We start from the raw sequence: 21,352 nt of genomic DNA, 5'->3' as shown, positions 1-21,352 counted from the left end.
GGCCGAAGCTGCGCGTCCTCAAGCGGACTGTGCTCTACCGCACCGCCGCCTGCACGAGGCGCTTCAGCGTCAGGCCCTGCACGATGATCGTGAAGATCACCACCACATAGGTAGCGGCAAGGATGATGGATTTCTCTGCAACTTCGGGAATGGAAAGCGCCAATGCGACCGAGATGCCGCCGCGCAGGCCGCCCCAGGTGAGCGTCCGGACCGTCCCCGGCACGAAGAATACAAAGCGAGACATAGCAAGATAGGGTGCACCGACGGCGGCAAAGCGGCCGACGAGCACGATCGGGATCGCCAGAAGCGGCAGCCAGCCGAGGGAGGCGTCAAGCCGCAGCACCAGCACCTCCAGCCCAATCAGCAGGAAGAGAATGGCGTTGAGGATCTCGTCGACCAGCGTCCAGAAGCCGAAGAGGTAGCGCTGGGTGAGGTCGCTCATCGCGCGCTGCGGCCCTCTGTTGCCGATAAAGAGGCCAGCGACGACGACCGCGATTGGGCCACTGGTGCCGAGCCGGGTGGCAAAGGCGTAGAGCGCCGCCACCAGCGCAATTGATATCAGCACCTCGACGGAGTAATTGTCGACCTCCCGCATGGCCCAGAACGCAAGATAGCCGCCGCCCAATCCGAGTGCCGCACCGCCCAGCGCTTCTAGCGCCAGAAGATTGGCCGCACCGCTGAAGCCGGCAGCACTATGCCCCTCGCCGACCGCCAGCGTCAGCATGACGGTGAAGAGCACGACGCCGACGCCATCGTTGAAGAGGGATTCCCCGCTCATGTCCGCTTCCAAAGAGACCGGCACCTTCACCGATTTCAAGGTGGCAAGAACGGCGACGGGATCGGTCGGGCTGATCAGCGCGCCGAACACCAAGGCCCAAACGAAGGAGATCGGCGTGCCAAGAAGAGCACCGAAGTACCAAACCGAAACGGCGACGATGAGCGTGGAAATGCCAACGCCGACGGTCGCCATGGTGCCAACGACCCAAGCCCGGCTGCGCAGGGCGTTGAAGTCGACATGCAGGGCACCTGCAAACAGCAGGAAGGCCAGCATCCCGTCGAGGACCGCCTCCTGGAAATCGATCTGCCGGACGATCTGCGTCACGTCTTCATAGAGCCGCACGTCCTGGAACATCAGCTCGACGAGGAGAAGCAGGATGGAGGCAACGAGGCCCATGATCAGGACGCCGACCGTCTCCGGCAGCCCGAAGAAGCGTTCGTTCAGCCAGCTGAAGATGGCCGTGAGGAGAAGCAAGACGGAGAGGAGTTCGAGCGGCGCGAGCATGGCAGGTTCCGGTTGCGGCAGAACCAGTGCAACCCGCGCGTCGGTGCGGAAGTTCCCGCCTGCCCGCTGCGACGCGGACAGCTCATCCTATCGCGCGCCGAGGACCTCGTAGAGCTTCTTCGCCAGCTGTTCCATGTTGAACGGCTTCTGCAGGAAGTTCGTGCCCGGACCGATGATGCCGTTATGCACCGCCGCATTGCTGGTATAGCTGGTGGCGAAGATGACCTTGAGCCGGGGCTGCAGCTCCAGCGCCGCATCCGCCAGCTTTCGGCCGTTCATCTCGGGCATGACGATATCGGTGAACAGAAGGTCGAAGCCGCGACCGTCCTGGAGTATGGCCAGCGCCTCGGCACCGCCCGATGTAAAGGTCACGTCATAGCCGAGATCGCGCAGTGTCTCGACAGTGAAGAAGCGGACGCGGTCGTCGTCCTCGACAACGAGAATGCGTTGGCGGGGACCGCGTGGGGGTTGAGGGGCCCCGGCGGCAGGGGCCGGTGCGGCCTCTTCACCATGAAAGCGCGGCAGGTAGATCTTGACCGTCGTGCCAATGCTCTCTTCCGAATAGATCTTGATGTGGCCGCCGGTCTGGCGGACGAAGCCGAAGACCTGGCTCAGGCCAAGGCCGGTGCCCTTGCCGACGGCCTTGGTGGTGAAGAACGATCGAAGGCGCAATCGATCACGTCCGGCGCCATGCCGGTTCCTGTATCGGTGACGGCGACCATCACATATTGCCCCGCGCCGATCCCATGATCAATGGCATAGGCATCGTAGATTTGGGCGTTGGCGGTCTCGATGGTCAGATGCCCACCGCCAGGCATGGCGTCGCGGGCGTTGACGGCGCCATCGAGAATCGCGTTCTCCAGCCGTGGCCGCGAAAGGCAAGGAGCCGCACGCCGACGGGCGGACGGCTCCTGTTGTGCTATGGAACGGTTAGCCGCCGTTACCTGCCGGGGCAGCCGGGGCCGGCGAAGCCGGAGCAGCATCATTGACGACACCTTCCGGAGCGGCGGGAACGGGGTCCGGAGCCGTATCGGTTGCCTCAGGCGTGGTCGAGGCTGTCGGAACAGGATCAGTACCCGGTTCCGCCCCCATGTTGCTCCAGATGAAGGCGCCGATCAGCAGAACGGCAAGCACGACGACCCAGGGCATCCAGGACGCGCCGCGGCTGCGTGCATCGACATTGGTCGTCACATGGTCGGTCCGGCGGTCGCGCAGATCCGGGCGATTGTCATTCGGGTCATAGGTCATGAGTCTTCCTCCGTTAAACCTGGCACAGGTAACGAGGAGTCACGTAAATTTGTTCCGTGGGTCTAGAACGTGGTGAGATCACTCATTCTCCGCGCGGAAAACGCTGGTTCTCCTCCAGGACATTTAGATCCATGTGGTTGCGCATGTAGCGCTCCGACGCCCGCTGCAGCGGCTGGTAATCCCAGGGGTAGTAGGCCCCGTTGCGCAAGGCTTCATAGACCACGTGCCGGCGCGCCTGACTTTCGCGCACGGCTGAATGGAAGCGACCAAGATCCCATCGCTCGGCAGCCAGCCTCGACAGGCGCTCCATGGTTTCAAGATGCATCGGGTCATCAGCCAGGTTTCGCAGTTCCGCCGGATCCGCCTCCAGATCCACCAGGATCGGCGGGTCGCATTCGCAAAGGGTCAGCTTGTAGTTGCCGTCGCGGATCGCCACCATTGGCGCGATGGATCCCTCTGCCGCGTATTCCATCGGAACCGGGTCACGGGTCCATTCGCCGCGCGCCAGGGCCGAAAGATCCTCCCCGTCGGTCCATGGCGCAAGTTCTGCTATGTCGATGCCGGCGATCGAGGCGAGCGTCGGGCAGACGTCCAGCGTGGAAACGGGGTCCGTCACCGTTCCCGGCTGCCAGCCGGGGGCCGCAATCATCAGCGGCACGCGGGCCGAGCCTTCGAAGAAGCTCATCTTGAACCACAGGCCGCGGTCGCCGAGCATATCGCCGTGGTCGGAGACGAAGAGGATGGCGGTGTTGTCCATCATCCGGGTGCGCTGGAGGACCTCAAGAATCTCGCCGATCTTCTCGTCCACATAGGAAATGTTGGCGAAATAGCCGCGGCGGGCGCGGCGGATCTCTTCATCCGTGATGTCAAAGGCGGTGTGATCGCAGGCATCCATCAGCCGCTTTGAATGCGGGTCCTGCTCCTCGTAGGGAATGGCAGCGACGGCAGGATCGAGCTGCGGGCAATCCGCGTAAAGGTCCCAGAAGCGGCGACGGGCGACATAGGGGTCGTGGGGGTGGGTGAAGCTGACGGACAGGCACCACGGGCGCGCGTCCTGGGCTCGCGACAGATCGTAGAGCTTGCGCGTAGCGTTGTAGCCGACCTCGTCGTCATACTCCATCTGGTTGGTAATCTCGGCGACACCTGCGCCGGTGACGGAGCCGAGATTGTGATACCACCAGTCGATGCGTTCGCCGGGCTTGGTGTAGTCCGGAGTCCAACCGAAATCGGCGGGGTAGATGTCCGTCGTCAGCCGCTCCTCGAAGCCATGCAGCTGGTCGGGGCCGACGAAGTGCATCTTGCCCGACAGCGCTGTCTGATAGCCGGCGCGGCGGAGATGATGGGCAAAGGTCGGGATATCGGAGGCAAATTCCGCAGCGTTGTCATAAACCCGCGTGCGGCTGGGAAGCTGCCCCGACATAAAGGAAGCGCGTGCAGGCGCACAGAGCGGGCTTGCCGTATAGGTGTTGGCGAAGCGCACGGAGCGCTTCGCCAAGGACTTCAGATGAGGCGCGTGGAGGAAATCCGCCGGCCCATCGGGGAACAGGGTTCCATTCAGCTGATCGACCATCAGGATCAGCACATTCGGTCTTGCCTGCACGTATGCCTTCCTCAGAGCCCGAGCGACTGGTCCACGGCTTCCTTGGCGGGTTCGCCTTCGAAGGTAGTGACGCCGGCCAGCCAGGGTTCATACGCAGAAGGATTTTCCTTCAGCCAGGCCTTGGCGGCATCCTGCGGGTCTTCGCCGCCGAGGATCTCGCCCATCAGGACGTTTTCCATCACCACCGAGAAGGTGAGCTGGCTCAGGAATTTCGCAGCATTCGGGCACTGCTCCGGCCAGCCGGTGCGCGCCAGCGTGTAGACTTCCGCGCCGCCGTAGTTCGCGCCGAAGTATTCGTCGCCACCCGACAGGTAGGTGATGTCGAACCGCTCGTTCATCGGATGGGGAGCCCAGGCAAGGAAGACAATAGCGTCGCCCGCATTGTTGGCACGCTCGACCTGCGCCAACATGGCCTGCTCCCCGGACTCGACCAGTTCCCAATCCTTCAGATTGAAATCACCGGAATCGATCATCTTCTGGATGTTCGTATTGGCCGGCGCACCAGGCTCGATGCCATATATCTTTTGATCAAAGGCGTCGGCATGCTCGGAAAGGTCGGCAAAATCCTTCACGCCTTCCTTTTCGGCAGCGGCCGTCGGCACGGCGAGCGTGAACTTTGCGCCTTCGAGGTTCTTGTTCAGCACCTCGACGGCATTGACGGAATTGAGGTCGTCGATGAAGGCCTGCTGGGCCGGCATCCAATTGCCGAGGAAGACGTCGATCTCACCGTTCTTCATCGACTGGTAGCCGATCGGCACGGAAAGCGTCTTCACCTCCGGATCGTAACCGAGCGTTTCCAGAAGATAGGCGGCAACGCCATTGGTAGCGGTGATATCCGTCCAGCCCGGATCAGATAGCGTAATTGCCTTGCACTCGGCCGGATCAGCCGCAAGAGCGGCGAAAGGCGCGAGGGTGAGCGTAGAGATTGCAGCCGAGCAGGCGAGTGCGCGAACGGCCCATGTGGAACGCAGAGTCATGCTTGTTCCCCTTCTTCTATTTGCTAAACTTATTGAAGCTTCCCAAAACATCGTTGTGAAGCCGCTGATTTTAAATAATGGCCATAAAGAGCATTTATGAGCAATCTGCCGATCGACATAGGATGGCTGCGACTGTTCGTCGAGATCGCCCGCGAAGGTTCGCTTTCTGCGGCAGCGCGCCTGCAGGGGCTTAGCCAGCCCGCCGTGAGCTACCAAATCCGCCAGTTGGAGGAAGCCTTTGGCGTCTCGCTCCTCCATCGCAAGCATCGCGGTGTTGGACTGACGGATGAAGGAAAACGGCTCCTCGACATCGCCAGCAGGGCGGTGGCCGATATCGACGCGCTGGCCGAGGACCTGAGGGCGGAGGTCAAGCGGCCCGCGCTTCGGCTCTGTACCGATTACGCTTTTGCAACGTTGTGGCTCATTCCCCGCATGCACGCCTTCCGCCTGCTCTACCCAGATTTCGACATCCAGATCGTTTCGACGCAGAGGTTGGAGACAGACTGGGCGGAAGGCGCAGAGATTGCGGTTGCCTTCGGCTCGCGGGCGCAGTTCGGACATAGCGGGCAGATGATCATGTCGGAGCGGGTCGTGCCGGTCTGCTCGCACAGCTTTTTCCAAGGGAAGGATGACGACCCTGCTCAGTGGCTGTCGCTCGAGCCGCTCATCCACCTCGACACTGCGCTCGCCTCCCCCTGGTTCGATTGGGCAAGCTATCTCTCGGCCTTCGGCATTCGCCGTAGCACAGAGCCGGCGAGCGGCGACGTGAGCTTCAACAACTATGCGATGGTGGTGCAGGCGGCGCTTGGCGGCCAGGGGCTTGCCATCGGATGGCTGGGACTGGTGGATTCCATGCTTGCCTCCGGCATGCTGGTAACCGCCGGGCCGGAACTTGCTGACGAGGACCGCGGGTATTGGGTACTTCCCTCGGCATCGAGGGATCGCAATGTCGACCGACTCACGGAATGGCTGCTGGCGGAGGCGGCTGCGAGATAGCCGCCGCGATGAGATCAGCTGCTCTGCCGCGCTACCCAGTTATGCCAGCCATCTTCGCTGCCGTTAAAGACGTTGAGGTCGATCTTGCCGTTCACGCCCTGCGACAGGCCCGAGCCGGAATACTGCCAGAACACGAACTTGCGGCCCGGATAAACCTTGGAGGGATGCTCCGCCACGGCGCGCAGCCAGAACGGATAGTCCTCGAAGGCGCCGACGAGATTATCCTCGTAGAAGTCGGGCGCCGTGTAGATGACCGGCCGCTGGCCGTAGTGGCGCTCCAGCTTGTCCATGAAGACCTGCATCTTTTCCAGCACGTCGGCGCGCGACGGGCGACGCTTGCAGGCGGAATCGCCGTTCCATTCCACGTCGATCACCGGCGGGAGGGCATCGGGATCGCGCGGCACGTTGCGGATGAACCAGTCAGCCTGTTCGCTGGCGCGACGGCACCAATAGAAGAAGTGGTAGGCGCCGCGGCGGATCCCCGCCTGCTTGGCCTTGCGCCAGTTGGTCATGAACATCGGGTCGAGGTGGTCGCCCCCGTCCGTTGCCTTGATATAAGCGAAGTTGGCGCCCTGGGTCCTCAGCTTCGGCCAGTCGATATCGCCCTGCCAGCGCGACACGTCCACGCCATGGACCGCATAGTGCTTGGGCTGCACCTTGCCGAAGTTGATCGGCTTGGCGTCGCGGAAACGCTGGCTGTAGATGCGCGCGCGGGTCTGCGGTGCAGTGCCCATCGGATCCTGCGGCGAGAGCATGGCAACCGGACGCTCGCTCGGCACCGGCATTCCGACCGTGGTCGTGATCGGCCCGAAGGCCTGAGGCTGCGGCACCTCGCCTGCCCAGGCCAGCGCCTCCTGCGGGGATGCCTCCTGCACGGGGCTGGCGTCAGCGACCGTTGGCTGGGGGACTGGAACCGCGGGTGCGACCGAATTGGCGATTTCCTGCGACGGCAGGCCGGCAACCAGGCTTTCCGGACCGGCGCTCGATGTGCAGCCGGTGAGAGTGAGGCCGGCAAGGAGAAGTGCAGGCAAAGCCGAGAGACGCATGAGAACCCGTACGCAAAACAGAACCTTGGGAGCCCGCTTCGGTTCGTCACCAAGCGGAAAGACTAACGGAACATTACCGGGAAAGACTGAATCCAATCTTAATCCGGCACCAGCCCAATAGCTCTATCCGCGGATATGAGGACGCGTTCGCGAAAACGTGAACGTAGGGCGCGAATGCCTGTTGCATGCCGAACAACCGACACTTTCGGAACAATTTGGCCCCAAGGAAGGTTCAGAGTCGGATCGCATCGAAATGATGACGTGACGCCGACCCTTACCACTGGGAGAGTCCAATGACCGAACGAGATTTGAATCGAGGATCCGGATTCAACCCCGGCTCCAGCACCCCCCCGGGCGGCAGCAAGACCGCCCAATCGCCGTCTTCCGACATGAAGGCGGCTGCGTCCGATGCCGGCAATGCGGCTTCCTCGGCCGCCAAGCAGACGAGCGGCAGCTTTAAGGATAAGGTGAACGAAGATTGGCAGAATGCCAAATCCGCAGCCCAAGGCCAGATCAGCAACGCCACGCACCGCGTGCGCGACGCCGCGGACGACCAGAAGAACTTTGCAGCCGAGCGCGTCAGCGGCTTTGCATCCGCGATCGAGAAGGTGGGCGACGAGCTTGAACAGGGTGATGAGCGCGCCCAGCGCGAAATCGGCCGCTATGCCAAGCAGATCGGTGCCAGCATTCATAGCTTCGCCGATGACATGAAGGGCAAGGACATGGGCGAGATTGCCGGTATGGCCGAGGATTTCGGCCGCCGCCAACCCGCAGCCTTCATCGGCCTTGCAGCTTTGGCCGGTTTTGCCGCCAGCCGCTTCCTGACCGCTTCCGCCGATCGCCGCGCGAGCGTCGATACGTCCGCCAGCACCCGGGCAGCGAGCGCCGGTACAACGGTCACGACACCGTCGACCGTCTCCACGACGCCGACTGCAACGACAACAACCACAGCAGCGACGCCTGTCCGCCCGGCCACAGGGGCCGGCTATCCGACGGGCTATTCTCCGGAGGGTAACCGCAATGGCTAATGAAATGGAAAACCGGCCCCTCTCCGAACTGGTCAGCGGGCTTGTTTCGGACATCACCGGTCTCTTCCGCAAGGAAATCAATCTTGCCAAGACCGAGGCGTCCGAAAAGATGTCGCAGGCGATTACCGGGATCGAGTCATTCGCCGCCGGTCTGGTGTTTGCCATCGCCGCCGTCGGCGTTCTGCTTGCCGCGCTTGTGAACGGCCTAGCCGCCTTCTTCGTGGCGCAGGGCATGCGTGAGACCAGTGCGGACGCGCTTTCGTCCGTGATCGTCGGCGTGATCGTTGCGCTGCTTGCCTATGGCATGATCAAGCGCGGCCTTTCCACCTTGCGTGGCGAAAATCTCAAGTTTGACCGCACCTCGTCGTCGCTTCGTCGAGATGCACAGATGATCAAGGAGCGTGTCTGATGACCAGCAGTGACACCAAACGGGCAGAAGAGCTCGAACACGAGATCGCCCAGGACCGTCTCCGCATCGAAGAGCGTATGGACGCGATCCAGGCCAAGATGTCGCCCGGCCAGATACTCGACGAAGCGATCCAGTATGCCAAGTCGAGCGGTGGCAGCGAATACATCTCCAACCTCGGCAATGCCATGAAGACCAATCCCATTCCTGTCGCCCTGATGGGCATCAGCATGGCTTGGCTGATGGCCAATCCCGGCGCTACCCGGCGGACCGAGGAAGTTCAGTACCATGACGACGAGTATCCGCTGGCGCAGGTCACCGGGACGGTGCGTCGGGTCGGCCCGGTGAAGCACGACGGCGAAAGCCGCTACAGCCACTTCACCGACGAAGCCGGCAAACGCTACCGTGCGCTCACCGACGAGAGCGGACGACGCGCTGGCCACTTCATGGACGAAGCCGGCAAGACCTATCGCGGCTTTGCCGACGCGACCGGCCGTCAGGTGCACGATATCCGCGACGAAGCGGGTCGTCTGTTCGACGAGGCCTCCGGCTGGATCTCCAAGACCTGGCGGCAAATGGGCTCTTCAGCGAGCCGCGCCGGCAGCTCCGTCATGGGCGGCGCCCGCTCCGTGGGCAACAGCGCCCGATCCGTCGGCAATAGCGCCATGTCGATGGGCAGTTCCGTCCGGGGTCAGGCGGGTCACCTGAACGACACCATTGCACGGCAGTTCCAGGATCAGCCGCTGATCGGCGGGGCACTCGCCTTCGCTCTCGGCGCTGCGATTGGCGCGGCCCTGCCGAACACCCGTCGCGAAAACGAGGCTCTCGGCGAAACGGCGGAAGGTGTCCGCAAGCAGATGGCGGGCGAAGCATCCAAGGCCATGCACAAGGTCGAGGAGGCTGCGGCCGATGTCTATGACCGTGCCTCCAATGTTGCGTCGGAGATGCACGACACGGCCCGTGACCGCATCGCCGACGAAGCACGCAACTACCAGCGTGCAAACGGCGACGGCCGGGACACGCGCGCGAACTAAGGCGTAGAATGACCGTTACTAGGAAAAGGCTCCCGCGTGGCTGCGGGAGCCTTTTTTCGCGTCTAGCCTACGTGGTGGCCGCAACGGGCTTTACCCGTTAGACGTCATCTGCCTGCCGCGTGCGCTCCATCGCCATCTGGAAGTTCGCAGAAAGCGCTTGCGGAGCCCGCGCAACCCGCTCGATAAGATGCGGCAATGGCCATGGGAACCGGACGCTCTTTTCTGGAGGACAGATGACAAAGCCGCGCATCACCATTCTCTACTGCACGCAATGCAACTGGCTGCTGCGCGCCGGCTGGATGGCGCAGGAACTGCTGCAGACGTTTCCCGACAGCCTGGGAGAGGTTGCGCTGCTGCCCGGCACGGGCGGCAGCTTCGAGATCAGGATCGACGGCAAACTGCTGTGGGAGCGCAAGCGCGACGGCGGCTTTCCCGGACCGAAGGAGCTGAAACAGCGGGTGCGCAACCTGATCGATCCTGAGCGCGACCTTGGCCATCTCGACCGCGCGGCAGCGCCGGACGGCGATGCCGGAGACGCCTAAATCTGGACTTCGAAACTTTTATCCTTGCCGCCACAGAAAGTTCACGAATGCCAGTTGACACTCAGTGGCCGCCCCCGTACATGGCTCTCCGTCGCCCAGATGGCGGAATTGGTAGACGCGCCAGCTTCAGGTGCTGGTACTCGCAAGGGTGTGGAGGTTCGAGTCCTCTTCTGGGCACCATTCCATTTGATCATTGCCACGATCAAACTCCGATACATTCGCTGCAGTAAGAAATCATTCGCGGATTGCTCCTCCTTGAGAGCGGCTGCTCCGGCGAGCGAGGTTCGCTGATGCCGCAGTCCACCGACACTCCTGCGGCATTAACCTCCCTTCAAACTGTGCCTGATAGCGAATAGTGGCCGGCATGACGTCGGCACTCCGAGGAATGCCCGATGACGCCAGCCGTGCGCGACTTCATTCATGAAAAGACATCATCAGCTTCTGACCAAGATCAGCCGACGCCAGCTTCTTGAGTTTGTTGCCCTTTTGCCCGCAACGGCGCTGCTGGGCGCTTCCTGGCTTGCGGAAGGACTGCCCGCGCAAGACCAGCGGCTGATGGGCGGAGCAGCCCTCCTGCTCATGCTGCTGACGCTCGCCGCATTGGCGTCCGCCACCAAGCTGATGGGCGAGGCCGGGACGCGGCTTGAGGAAAGCGAGCGGCAGCTCGACCAGCTGCTCAATATCGACGAGCTTTCGGGCGCACTTTCCAGGCGCAGCTTTCTGGAGGAACTGGACGGTCGGCTGGAGCGCATCCGCGCCGCGCAGTTTTCGGGAAAACCGTCCAGCGAGTTCACTCTGATGCTGCTTGATGTTGACCATTTCAAGCATCTGAACGACAGCTTCGGTCATAGCGTCGGGGATGAGGTGCTGAGGACGCTCGTTGCCTGCGCCGCGGAGCAGCCGAACTGGATCATCGGCCGGCTGGGTGGCGACGAATTCGCCATGCTGGTGGGAAGCACCGACCACCGCGCCCTCTACGACGATGCGAGCCGCTATGCCGAACGCCTGATGAAGGTGTTGCGAACGAGCGACCGGACGCAAGGCTACCAAGGCATCTCGATCGGGATTGCAACGGCGCCCTCCGACGCCACATCCGCTCGCGAGCTCCTGCACTGCGCCGACGTCGCGCTTTACGACTGCAAGCGGAACGGCCGCGGCAAGATCGCCTTTTATAACCAGGAGATGCAGCGCAAGCAGACGGATGCGCGGCAGATGGCGCGCGATCTCCACGCCGCAATCCTGCTCAACGAGCTCGACGTCTACTACCAGCCGATCGTGGATTTTGGTGGCCGGACTGTATCGGCGGAAGCGCTGGTGCGCTGGAACCATCCGGTGGGCGGCGCGATTGCGCCTGATCGGTTCATTCCGGTGGCCGAACAATCCGAGCTGATCGACCGGCTCGGCGAGTGGGTGTTCCGGCGCGTCTGCGAGAGCGACGCGAACCGCGGGTTCGGGACGATCTCCGTGAACGTCTCGGGCGCACAGCTGAAGCGGGGCAAGCTCGTTCCCATGCTGCGCAAAGTGCTGCGGGAGACGCGGCGTTCGGCGTCCGATTTCGCGCTCGAGATCACAGAAACGGTGATCATGAACGCGACACCGGAGGTGCTTTCGACTGTCCGCGAGCTGCGGGAGATGGGCTTCCTCATCGCGCTCGACGACTTCGGCACGGGCAACAGCTCGTTCTCGCTTCTTCGGACGCTGCCGGTCGACATCATCAAGATCGACAAGAGCTATACCCAGCAGCTGAAGACGGACAGCATTTCGCAGGTTTTCGTGACCGCCGTGGGGGAGGTTGCAAAGCTTCTGTCTTACGTTGTGGTTGCCGAAGGCGTGGAAACGCAGGAGCACGCCATGCTGGCAAAGCTTGCGGGCGCGGGGCGTTTCCAGGGCTATCTCTACGGCAAGCCGATCCCACTTGGTCGAGAGCGGTTGGGCCGCCCTGGCAACGACATCGCCCAGGCTCCGAGCGTCCGCGCCGGCTAGGCCGGCAGCCTGCGCCGGCTCATCCGCTCAGATTCGTTCGGACGCTTCCGGTTCCGGGCTGTTGCGGGTTCGGATGGCGACGCCGTGGATGTCTTTGGCATGCTGGCTGCCTTGTTCCGCGCTGATGATGAGGGCGTAGAAAGCCGCCCGCGTCACCTGTTTCTTGGAAGCACGCGGATGGTGTTTTCGGACGGCCCGAAGGAGTTCCTTGGGTGTCATGCCCGGCGTCGCGAGATCCGAGACGGTATTTGCAATGATTGAAATATCGCTCATTCGTAGAACCTGAAGCCTTTGCGCTTGATCGAAGACTACAGAACGCCCCAGACAAGTAAACTGTTGCACGGCAGACACTGCCGGACTGGTCATCAAGGGGCCGCGCGGGAAGGGCCTGACCCGCGCGGCCTGGAGGTTCTACTCCGCTGGAGAGAGAGCGGGGACCTCCTCCATCCCGGACCGCCGCAGGGGACGGCTTCCGGTCAGGATGCGGACGAGGACGTAGAAGACCGGCGTCATGAAGATGCCGAAGAAGGTGACGCCGATCATGCCGGAGAAGACGGCGACACCCATGGCTGAGCGCATTTCTGCACCGGCGCCGGTGGAGATCACCAGGGGCACGACGCCCATGATGAATGCCAACGAGGTCATCAGGATCGGGCGCAAGCGCAGGCGGCTTGCTTCGACCGCGGCCTCGAAAGGCGTCCTCCCCTCCAGTTCGAGCTCGCGGGCGAATTCGACGATGAGGATGGCGTTCTTCGCTGATAGCCCCACCAGGACGACGAGACCAATCTGGGTGAAGATATTGTTGTCGCCGCCAGTCAGCCAGACGCCCGTCAGAGCCGCCAGCACACCCATCGGGACGATCATGATGATCGCGATCGGCAAAGTGAGGCTTTCATACTGGGCGGCGAGCACGAGATAGACGAGCAGCAGCGCCAGCGGGAAGACCACGATGCTGGAGTTGCCGGCCAGGATCTCCTGATAGGTGAGATCCGTCCACTCGAAATCGATCCCCTGCGGCACCGTCTCACGCACGATCTTCTCGATCGCCGCCTGGGCCTGACCGGAGGAGAAGCCCGGCGCTGGGCCACCGTTGATATCGGCGGACAGGAACCCGTTGTAACGTGTCGCCCGTTCCGGCCCTGTCGTTTCCTGCACCTTCAGCAGCGCTGAAAGCGGGATCATCTCTCCTGATGCGGAGCGGACCTTCAGCTGACCGATGTCCTTTGCTTCGGCGCGGAAGTTGGCGTCGGCCTGGACCCGGACGCTGTAGGTGCGGCCAAAGGCGTTGAAGTCGTTGACGTAGAATGAGCCGAGATAGATCTGCAGCGTCTCGAAGACATCCGTCACGGCAACGCCCAACTGCTCCGCCTTGGCCCGGTCGACATCGGCATAGAGCTGCGGCACGTTGATCTGGAAGCTCGAGAAGATGCCCGCAAGTTCCGGTGTCTGGTAGGCCTTGGCAAGCACCGCCTTCGTCGCTTCGTCGAGTGTCTGGTTGCCGTAGCCGGCGCGATCCTCGATCTGCAGCTTGAAGCCACCGGTCGAGCCGAGGCCGTTGACCGGCGGCGGCGGGAACATTGCGATGAAGGCTTCCTGGATGCCGGCATATTTCTGGTTCAACGCCATGGCGATGGCGCCGCCGGAAAGCTCCGGTGTCTCGCGCTCCTCGAAATCATCGAGAACCGCAAAGACAATCCCGGCATTGGAGCCGATGGTGAAGCCGTTGATCGAAAGCCCGGGGAAGGCAATGGCGTGCGCGACGCCCGGCTGTTCCAGGGCGATATCGCTCATCTTGCGGATCACCTCTTCCGTGCGGTCGAGGGTGGCGCCATCCGGGAGCTGCGCAAAGCCGATCAGGTACTGCTTGTCCTGCGCCGGCACGAAGCCGCCGGGGACCACGGTGAAGAGGCTGTAGGTCGCTCCCACAAGCGCGAGGTAGACTAGCATCACTAGGCTCTTACGCGATAAGAGGCCACCGATAGTGCGTCCATAGCCGTTGGAGGCGGTCCCGAACGCCCGGTTGAAGCCACGGAAGAACCAGCCGAACAATGTGTCCATGAGCCGGGTCAGCCAGTCCTTTGGCGCGTGGTGGTCCTTCAGCAGCAGCGCCGCAAGCGCCGGGGACAGGGTGAGCGAGTTGATCGCCGAGATGACGGTCGAGATCGCGATCGTCAGAGCGAACTGGCGGTAGAACTGGCCGGACAGGCCGGTGATGAAGGCGAGCGGCACGAAGACCGCCACGAGCACCAGCGCAATTGCGATGATCGGGCCGGAGACCTCCCGCATGGCACGGTAGGTCGCATCGCGCGGCGACAGGCCGTTTTCGATATTGCGCTCGACATTTTCCACCACGACGATCGCATCATCCACAACGATCCCGATTGCCAGCACGAGGCCGAAGAGGGTGAGCGCGTTGATGGAGAAGCCGAAGGCATACATCACGGCAAAGGTGCCGATGATGGAGACGGGCACGGCAATCAGGGGGATGATGGAGGCGCGCCAGGTCTGCAGGAACAGGATCACCACCAGGACCACGAGCGCGATCGCTTCGAGGAGCGTTTCGATGACCTTCTCGATCGACGCGCGGACGAACTTCGTCGTGTCGTAGACGATCTCGTACTTCACGCCCTCCGGCATGGCGAGCTGCAGCTCGTCCATCGTGCTGCGGACGTTGTCGGCGATGTCGATGGCGTTGGAACCCGGCGCCTGGAGAACGGCGACGGCGACTGCGGGCTGGCCGTCCAGCAGGGAGCGCAGCGTGTAGTCGGCGGCACCCAATTCAACACGAGCGACGTCGCGCAGCCGGGTGATTTCGCCGTTGGCACCGCTCTTGACGATGATGTTGCCGAATTCTTCCGGCGTTTCGAGGCGTCCCTGGGCGTTGACGTTCAGCTGCAGCCCGGTGCCCGGCACGCTTGGGGCAGCGCCAATGATGCCGGCCGCCGCCTGCACGTTCTGAGCACGGATGGCATTGGTGATGTCGCTTGCGGCGAGAGAATGTTCGGCCGCCTTCTGCGGATCGATCCACACCCGCATGGAGTAATCGCCGGCGCCGAAAACCTGAACCTGACCGACGCCTTCGATGCGCGCCAGCCGGTCCTTGACGTTCAAGGTCGCGTAGTTGCGCAGGTAGGTGATGTCGTAGCTGTCATCGGTGGAGACGAGATTGACCACCATGATGAAGTCCGGCGAGCTTTTCACGGTGGTGATCCCCAGCGCCCGCACTTCCGCCGGCAACCGGGGTTCAGCCTGCGACACCCGGTTCTGAACGAGCTGCTGCGCCTTGTCGGCATCGGTGCCGAGCTTGAAAGTGACGGTGAGCGTCAGTACGCCGTCCGACGTTGCCTGGCTCGACATGTAGAGCATGTCTTCGACACCATTGATCTGCTCCTCCAGCGGCGTTGCCACCGTCTGTGCGATCACGGTCGGATTGGCACCGGGATAGGTGGCGCGGACGACGATGGATGGGGGCACGACTTCCGGATACTCGGAAATCGGCAGAGCACGGACGCCGATCAGGCCGGCGACGACGATCAGGATCGACAGAACCGCCGCAAAGACCGGGCGGTCGACGAAGAATCTTGAGATGTTCATGTTGTAAACCCTCTCTCCAGGGCTGAAGACCATGCGTAGGCCGTCCGCACCCGCAGCAGGATGCTGCGAGCGGTGTGGACGATCATCGGGAATTGACGGGCGGCGACTGAGCACCGCCCGGATGTCATCTAGTTGTGGGCGACTTCGGCTTCTGCCTGCGGGTCGACCACGGCACCGGGCCGGATGCGCTGCAGACCATTGACGACGACACGATCACCAGCAGCCAGGCCGCTTTCTACGATCCGTTTGCCATCAACTGCGGCACCGAGCTCCACCTGCCGATAAGCGACCATGTTGGCCTCATCGACAACCAGCACGAACTTCTTGTCCTGATCGGAGCCAACGGCCCGCTCGCTGACGAGAAGGTGTTCCTGGGGACGGGGCTCGCCGAGACGGACGCGGACGAACTGGCCCGGGATCAGCCGGCCTTCCGGGTTGTCGAAGACCGCGCGCAGCCGGATCGTGCCGCTGGTGGCACTGACTTCGTTGTCAACCAGCTGCAGCTTTCCGCGCACCGGTGCTTCCTTGGCGAGCGTGGTGATTTCCACCGGCACCTGGTCAAGAGCACGAACGCCGTCCTTGACCGGAAGCTTGGCGAGGATACCCGCCACCAGTTCCTCGCCTGCGTCGAAGCTTGCGTAGATCGGGTCGACGGAGACTAGTGTGGTTAATGGTTGGGCGGCGTCGCCGGCACCGACGAGGTTACCTGCCGTCACTTCCAACTTACCCACCCGCCCGGCGATCGGCGCCTTGATCTCCGTGTAATCGAGGTTCAGCTGCGCAATCCTGAGCGCAGCCTCGGCCGATTGCAGGGACGCCTGCGCCTCCCTTTGGGCGCTCTGGCGTTGCGCCAGCTCGCTTTCGGAAATCGTCTTGCGAGCCAGCAGGACCTTGCCACGCTCCAGTTCGGTGCTCGCAAGTTCGAGCCTTGCCTGTGCAGACGCAACCAGCCCTTCAGACTGCGCAACGGCTGCAGCATAAGGTGCGGGATCGATGGTGATCAGACGATCGCCTGCAGCCACGAGGCCACCTTCACGGAAGTGCACGCTCTGGATGGTGCCGGCCACGCGGGGACGGATCTGCACCCGATCCACGGCTTCCAGGCGACCGGAGAACTCCTGCCAAGTCGTGACGCTCGATGGCTTCACATCCGCCACCGTCACCGGGATTGCTGGCGTCGGCGCGGCCTCGGCCGGCGTTGCTTCAGCCCTTTGGCCAAGCTCGAAATACAGACCGGATCCCGCCACGGCGGCAGCAAAGATCAATCCGGTGCCCCACAGGGCCCAGCCACGGTTTTTCGATGTCATCGGTCAGTCTCCTTGCGGCCAGATCAGGCCGCCATAGATGCTTTCAAGAACAAATACTTACTTACGCAAATCCTGAACGAAGAGGCCGAACTGCGAACAGAGCTCCTGAAGCCAGGTGCCGCCTTCCTCGTTATAAATTCCTGCCCAGCCACAGCCTGCCGTAAAGACATGCTGGCGAACCTTCACCCCTGCCTCCGAGAGCCGCGCCGCATAGGCGACCGTCTCGTCGTGCAGCGGATCGTCTTCCGACGTCACCACCAGCGCCGGTGCCACCGAGCCGAGCCGGGAGCACATGCACGGTGCCGCATAGGGATGCGAAAACCCGCAGAACCCCCGCAGGTAGTGCATCCAGCCATCGGACCAGCGATCCCGCATGCCGATGGCATCCGCCTTGCGGATCGATACCGAACTCATCGTCGGATCGATCAGAGGCGACAAGAGTACCTGGCCGTGCAACTGGCCGGGCATCTGGTCGCGGGCCTTCAGTGCGATGCCTGCGGCGACATTGCCACCCGCTTCCTCGCCGGCGATCAGGATGGGCGATTTCGCCCCCCCCAATGTTTTCCGTCGCGACGCGAGACAGCGCAGAGCCGCCAGGCCGAAGTCCAGCGCCCCCGGAAACATGTTCTGCGAGATGCTGCCATAATCGGCCTCGACCACGACGGCACCCGTTTCGGCAAGGGCTTTGGCAATCGGTGTCTCCCTGGCCGCAGGTTCATCCTGCTGGAAGGCACCGCCGCGAAGGTAGAGGACGAGAGGGGGAGCCTTCTCCTTCGCCACAGGCTGGTAAAGCCGCATCGGCATGGAGGACTTCGTATCCAGCTCGACCCGTTCCCATCGCATCTCCATCACACCTCTGCCTGCTCTTTACCCAAGGCAGCTTCTTGTTTCCGTGACGCCACCTGATATTATTGTTCCGCATAAACCGCACAAGCTTGCAATTCGTACTTCACTGTCCACTATCGCAGGACAATGTTGCAATGCAACGGAGTTGCTACAATGGACCAACTTTCTGCCATGCGCGCCTTCGTCCGAGTCGTTGAGACCGGCAACTTTACCCGCGCCGCCCGGTCGCTCGACATGTCAAAGACGACGGTCACCAATCTCGTCCAGAATCTCGAAGGTCACCTGCGGGCGAAACTCCTGAACCGGACCACACGCCAGGTGGCTGTGACGACCGAGGGCGCGCTGTACTACGAGCGCGCCTCGCAGTTCCTCAGCGACCTCGATGAGCTGGACGGAAGCATTTCGTCCTCGCAAGCCCAGCCTTCCGGCCGGCTGCGCGTCGAGATGGCGGGTGCCTTTGCGGACCTCATCGTCATCCCTTCGCTCTGCGACTTCTATTGCACCTATCCACAAATCACGCTGGACATCGGCGTCGGCGACCGGCTGGTCGACTATATCGCCGAAAATGTGGACTGCGCCTTGCGAGCGGGCGCGCCGACGGATCAGTCACTGATCGGCCGCAAGGTGGGTGAGATCGGACTGCGTACCTATGCCTCGCCCGGCTTCATCGAAATGTTCGGGGCACCGCAGCACCCGCGTGACCTTGAGGACAAGTTCTTCTCCGTCGGCTATCTCAATGCCCAGGCAGGCAAGGTCTTGCCGCTGGAGTTCAGGCGCGGCGACGAAAGCCTGGAGATCACGCCGCGCTATGCCGTTTCGGTGAACGACAGCCGAAGTTATGTGGCGGCCGCGCTTTCCGGGATGGGCGTTGCCCAGGCACCGCAATTCATGGTGCGCGATGCGGTCGAGCGGGGTGACCTCGTGGAAGTGCTGACGGATTGGGACCGCGAGCCGCTGCCGCTCTACATCGTCTATCCACGAACCCGCCATCTGGGCAACAAGGTGCGAGTCTTCGTCGACTGGCTGGTCAAGCTGCTGAAGGAGAGCAACGCCCGCGATGCGCAGTCCCCTCGCCGGACGATGCCGATCAAGGTGAAGCCGGAAGCCGAGGAGCCTGCGCCCGTGGCGGTTGCGGCGGAATAAGTCTCCGCCGCAACCACGTGCGCTTAGGGTTTGGGGATGTATTTCCGCCAGTCGTGCTCCTCGCGGAAGCCGAGGACTTCGCGGATTTTCCGATTGGAGATTGGCGCGTCGTACTCGCCGATCTCGCCCTTGATCGGGGTACCCGGCGCCCACCTTTCCAGGAAGGTTCGCGTTGGCTCCCAAGCAGTGATTGTGTCGTTGACGGCGTTGAAGACCTGGAAGCCGAGGCCATCCTTCTCGACGCAACGGTGCACGATCTGGCCGAGATCGCGGGCATCGATATAGCTCCAGGCATTGCGCTTGCGTGACGGAGGATCCGCGATGAAGCCTGGGAACTTGTCGTATTCGTGTGGCTCGATCACATTGCCGATCCGAAGCGCGTAGATGTCCGACCCCGACCGCATAGCGAAGGCGCGGGCGGTCTTTTCGTTGGCCACCTTGGAGAGGCCGTAGCTGTCCATCGGGTCGACATCGTAGTCTTCCGTCAGCGGGAAGGAATGGTAATCCTTGTCACCTTCGGCAAAGCAGACGCCGTAGGTCGTTTCGCTGGAGGCGATAATGATCTTGCGGATGCCGAGCTTCACCGCCGCCTCAATGACGTTGTAGGTCGAGACGGTGTTGGCTGCGAAGGTGGCGTTGTCCGGCCGGATCAGGATGCGCGGCACGGCGGCGAAGTGCACGACGGCATCAACGGGAGCCGGCCCCTTTCCGGTCCCCAGCCCTTCGAAGCCGAAATGCATCGACAGGGCGTTGAAGGCTTCGCCACTGTCGGTGAGATCGGCCGTCAGCGTGTTGACGCCTGGATGATCCAGCGGCGCCAGGTCGACATTCAGAACCTCATGGCCCTGCTGCAGAAGGTACGGCACGACATGGCGCCCTGCCTTGCCGCTGCCGCCGGTGAAAATGATTCTCCTGCCCATCAGACTGCTCCTCCCATGCCTGCGCTTAATGTCTGGCCTTACGGCATCAACTGGCCGCCGTTCACCTCGATCACCTGTCCGATGATGTAGCTGGACAGCATTTCGGAGGCGAGGAAGAGGTATGCGCCGACGCATTCTTCCGCCGTTCCCAGCCGCCCTTGCGGGATCGTTGCCAGTGCCGCCTGCAGTTGCTGCGCCGTGGAATAGCGATCGTGGAAGGGCGTCGTGATGACTCCGGGCGCCACGCCATTGACGCGGATGCCGAAGGGGATGAGCTCTTTGGCCATGCCGCGGGTGACATTGGAAACGAAGGCCTTCGACGAGCCGTAAATGCCGGCGCCGTTGCTGGCGCCGTTGCGGGCGGCGATCGAGGTGGTGTTGATGATGAAACCGCCGCGCTGCTTCAGGTGCGGGATTGCTGCCGTGGACGCGGCCAGCACCGAGCGGGCGTTGAGGTCCATCACCGCATCATAATGTTCGTCCGTCATCTCGGCATAGGGGACGCGGGCAACCATTCCGCCGGCATTGTTGATGAGGCCGTCCAACCCGCCAAAGGCGCCTGCAGCCTCTTCGACCACGCGCGTCATCTCGCCCGACTTGGAGGCGTCGCCGCGGATGAGCACAACCTTGCCGCCAGCCGTCTCGATCTCGCCGGCCAGCACCTTGGCCGCATCGACACTCGAGTTGTAATGGAGGCCGACGGAAGCGCCTTGAGCGGCAAAAGCACGGGCAAGGGCCGCGCCGATGCCGGTCGATGCACCGGTAATTAGAACGGACTTGCCGGCAAGATCAGGAATGACGAGTTGTGCAGACATGGTGGCCTCCCTTACGCGGTTTCATTCCGCAAACAAGGCCCGTCATGGACACTGCAGGGCCTGCGTTGTCAAGTCATCAGACAAGTGATGGCTTACATAAGCGGCTGGGCCATGCGCGGACGTAGGATGCCCAAGAGCGACGAGACCTTAGGGATTTTTGGGCAGATGGTGCGGGTTGAGGCCCGGCACCCAATGGGTGTTCGGCAGATCGGTACCGGAATAGGTGAGGCCATTCTCGGTCTTGCAATGGTAGACGCGGCGGGGCGAAGTATCGCCGTAGAGGATGTCGTAGCGGCCGTGGCCCCGATAGACATATTCGATCGTGCTCGTGCAGGTGTAGCTGTCCCGCTCAACGCGCTCCGCCTCCGGCACGACCCCCGGCAGATCGTGGAAGTGGGTTGCGGACAGGTTGCGGAAGACATCCTCCGCCGCTCGGGCCGGCGCAAGGGCGGCAAGAACGATAGCCAGCAGCATCAGCAGGGGCAGGATCCAGGCAGATCTGATCATGGGAAATCCCTCGACGATTCGCGCTGAAGATAAGAGTTGACCGATTGTAGCGCCATCGGGCCGGCGCCACGTTTTCGT

21 protein-coding genes and 1 tRNA gene are annotated in these 21,352 nt (G+C 62.6%); 8 read left to right on the top strand and 14 right to left on the bottom strand.

All coding sequences use genetic code 11. From position 1 onward, the window contains the following. Positions 1–34: 34 nt before the first annotated feature. The 6 genes from MUU54_RS03585 to choX form a co-directional block, all read right to left on the bottom strand. Positions 35–1,282, bottom strand: coding sequence for a cation:proton antiporter (locus MUU54_RS03585; RefSeq protein ID WP_247242662.1), 1,248 nt, complete (start codon positions 1,280–1,282; stop codon positions 35–37). Between the two features lie 87 nt (positions 1,283–1,369). After that, on the bottom strand, positions 1,370–1,954 hold the full coding sequence (locus tag MUU54_RS03580) for a response regulator (protein ID WP_247242661.1): 585 nt from the start codon (positions 1,952–1,954) through the stop codon (positions 1,370–1,372). Continuing rightward, positions 1,894–2,268 carry an ATP-binding protein gene (locus tag MUU54_RS03575; RefSeq protein WP_247242660.1) on the bottom strand — a complete coding sequence of 125 codons (375 nt, stop codon included), beginning with the start codon at positions 2,266–2,268 and terminating at the stop codon, positions 1,894–1,896. Before MUU54_RS03575 ends, MUU54_RS03580 begins: the two co-directional genes overlap by 61 nt. After that, positions 2,213–2,530 carry a hypothetical protein gene (locus tag MUU54_RS03570; RefSeq protein WP_247242659.1) on the bottom strand — a complete coding sequence of 106 codons (318 nt, stop codon included), beginning with the start codon at positions 2,528–2,530 and terminating at the stop codon, positions 2,213–2,215. Before MUU54_RS03570 ends, MUU54_RS03575 begins: the two co-directional genes overlap by 56 nt. A gap of 82 nt (positions 2,531–2,612) precedes the next feature. Next, positions 2,613–4,130 (bottom strand): choline-sulfatase, encoded by a 1,518-nt coding sequence (gene betC / locus MUU54_RS03565; RefSeq protein ID WP_312038799.1) that lies wholly within the window; start codon positions 4,128–4,130, stop codon positions 2,613–2,615. Between the two features lie 11 nt (positions 4,131–4,141). Beyond that, entirely contained in the window at positions 4,142–5,107 is a 966-nt protein-coding gene (choX, locus tag MUU54_RS03560; RefSeq protein ID WP_247242658.1) for a choline ABC transporter substrate-binding protein, read from the bottom strand. A gap of 96 nt (positions 5,108–5,203) precedes the next feature. On the opposite strand from choX, the gene MUU54_RS03555 reads away from it, so the two are divergent. Then, positions 5,204–6,103: a choline sulfate utilization transcriptional regulator gene (locus MUU54_RS03555; RefSeq protein WP_247242657.1), complete on the top strand. Its 900-nt coding sequence runs from the start codon at positions 5,204–5,206 to the stop codon at positions 6,101–6,103. A gap of 14 nt (positions 6,104–6,117) precedes the next feature. Here MUU54_RS03555 and MUU54_RS03550 read toward each other — a convergent pair whose 3' ends face one another. Next, positions 6,118–7,149, bottom strand: a complete 1,032-nt coding sequence (locus MUU54_RS03550; protein ID WP_247242731.1) for a glycoside hydrolase family 25 protein — start codon at positions 7,147–7,149, stop codon at positions 6,118–6,120. A gap of 293 nt (positions 7,150–7,442) precedes the next feature. Here MUU54_RS03550 and MUU54_RS03545 point away from each other — a divergent pair, with 293 nt between their 5' ends. From MUU54_RS03545 to MUU54_RS03520, 6 genes are all read left to right on the top strand, one after another. Further along, a complete protein-coding gene (locus MUU54_RS03545) occupies positions 7,443–8,177 on the top strand; it encodes a nutrient deprivation-induced protein (RefSeq protein ID WP_247242656.1) in 735 nt (244 codons plus the stop codon). After that, positions 8,170–8,586: a phage holin family protein gene (locus MUU54_RS03540; RefSeq protein ID WP_247242655.1), complete on the top strand. Its 417-nt coding sequence runs from the start codon at positions 8,170–8,172 to the stop codon at positions 8,584–8,586. The genes MUU54_RS03545 and MUU54_RS03540 overlap by 8 nt, the downstream gene beginning before the upstream one ends. Beyond that, positions 8,586–9,617: a DUF3618 domain-containing protein gene (locus tag MUU54_RS03535; RefSeq protein ID WP_376742042.1), complete on the top strand. Its 1,032-nt coding sequence runs from the start codon at positions 8,586–8,588 to the stop codon at positions 9,615–9,617. Before MUU54_RS03540 ends, MUU54_RS03535 begins: the two co-directional genes overlap by 1 nt. 233 nt (positions 9,618–9,850) lie before the next feature. Further along, positions 9,851–10,159 (top strand): Rdx family protein, encoded by a 309-nt coding sequence (locus MUU54_RS03530; protein WP_247242654.1) that lies wholly within the window; start codon positions 9,851–9,853, stop codon positions 10,157–10,159. Between the two features lie 93 nt (positions 10,160–10,252). After that, a tRNA-Leu gene (locus tag MUU54_RS03525) sits at positions 10,253–10,339 on the top strand. Between the two features lie 240 nt (positions 10,340–10,579). Next, on the top strand, positions 10,580–12,142 hold the full coding sequence (locus tag MUU54_RS03520; protein WP_247242653.1) for a putative bifunctional diguanylate cyclase/phosphodiesterase: 1,563 nt from the start codon (positions 10,580–10,582) through the stop codon (positions 12,140–12,142). Positions 12,143–12,169: 27 nt separating this feature from the next. On the opposite strand, the gene MUU54_RS03515 is transcribed toward MUU54_RS03520, so the two are convergent. The 4 genes from MUU54_RS03515 to MUU54_RS03500 all read right to left on the bottom strand — a co-directional run bounded on the left by MUU54_RS03515 (position 12,170) and on the right by MUU54_RS03500 (position 17,892). Beyond that, positions 12,170–12,484: a response regulator gene (locus tag MUU54_RS03515; RefSeq protein ID WP_247242652.1), complete on the bottom strand. Its 315-nt coding sequence runs from the start codon at positions 12,482–12,484 to the stop codon at positions 12,170–12,172. A gap of 69 nt (positions 12,485–12,553) precedes the next feature. Next, positions 12,554–15,736 carry an efflux RND transporter permease subunit gene (locus tag MUU54_RS03510; RefSeq protein ID WP_247242651.1) on the bottom strand — a complete coding sequence of 1,061 codons (3,183 nt, stop codon included), beginning with the start codon at positions 15,734–15,736 and terminating at the stop codon, positions 12,554–12,556. A gap of 128 nt (positions 15,737–15,864) precedes the next feature. Continuing rightward, the gene (locus MUU54_RS03505; RefSeq protein WP_247242650.1) at positions 15,865–17,043 is read right to left on the bottom strand and encodes an efflux RND transporter periplasmic adaptor subunit; all 1,179 of its coding nucleotides are present in this window, start codon (positions 17,041–17,043) and stop codon (positions 15,865–15,867) included. A gap of 57 nt (positions 17,044–17,100) precedes the next feature. Then, a complete protein-coding gene (locus tag MUU54_RS03500; protein ID WP_247242649.1) occupies positions 17,101–17,892 on the bottom strand; it encodes an alpha/beta hydrolase fold domain-containing protein in 792 nt (263 codons plus the stop codon). Positions 17,893–18,042: 150 nt separating this feature from the next. Here MUU54_RS03500 and MUU54_RS03495 point away from each other — a divergent pair, with 150 nt between their 5' ends. Then, positions 18,043–19,032 (top strand): LysR family transcriptional regulator, encoded by a 990-nt coding sequence (locus tag MUU54_RS03495; protein ID WP_247242648.1) that lies wholly within the window; start codon positions 18,043–18,045, stop codon positions 19,030–19,032. Between the two features lie 23 nt (positions 19,033–19,055). Here the strand turns inward: MUU54_RS03495 and MUU54_RS03490 are convergent, their stop codons facing one another. From MUU54_RS03490 to MUU54_RS03480, 3 genes are all read right to left on the bottom strand, one after another. Further along, on the bottom strand, positions 19,056–19,952 hold the full coding sequence (locus tag MUU54_RS03490; RefSeq protein ID WP_247242647.1) for an NAD-dependent epimerase/dehydratase family protein: 897 nt from the start codon (positions 19,950–19,952) through the stop codon (positions 19,056–19,058). 38 nt (positions 19,953–19,990) lie between these two features. Beyond that, complete coding sequence (locus tag MUU54_RS03485) at positions 19,991–20,767, bottom strand: SDR family NAD(P)-dependent oxidoreductase (protein ID WP_247242646.1); 777 nt, start codon at positions 20,765–20,767, stop codon at positions 19,991–19,993. A gap of 147 nt (positions 20,768–20,914) precedes the next feature. Continuing rightward, the gene (locus tag MUU54_RS03480; protein WP_247242645.1) at positions 20,915–21,274 is read right to left on the bottom strand and encodes a hypothetical protein; all 360 of its coding nucleotides are present in this window, start codon (positions 21,272–21,274) and stop codon (positions 20,915–20,917) included. Positions 21,275–21,352: the final 78 nt, after the last annotated feature.

Source organism: Pseudorhizobium tarimense (assembly GCF_022968135.1).
Lineage (GTDB): Bacteria > Pseudomonadota > Alphaproteobacteria > Rhizobiales > Rhizobiaceae > Neorhizobium > Neorhizobium tarimense.
The sequence above is the reverse complement of the archived record's forward strand: the minus strand, read 5'-3'. Positions and strand labels throughout refer to the sequence as shown.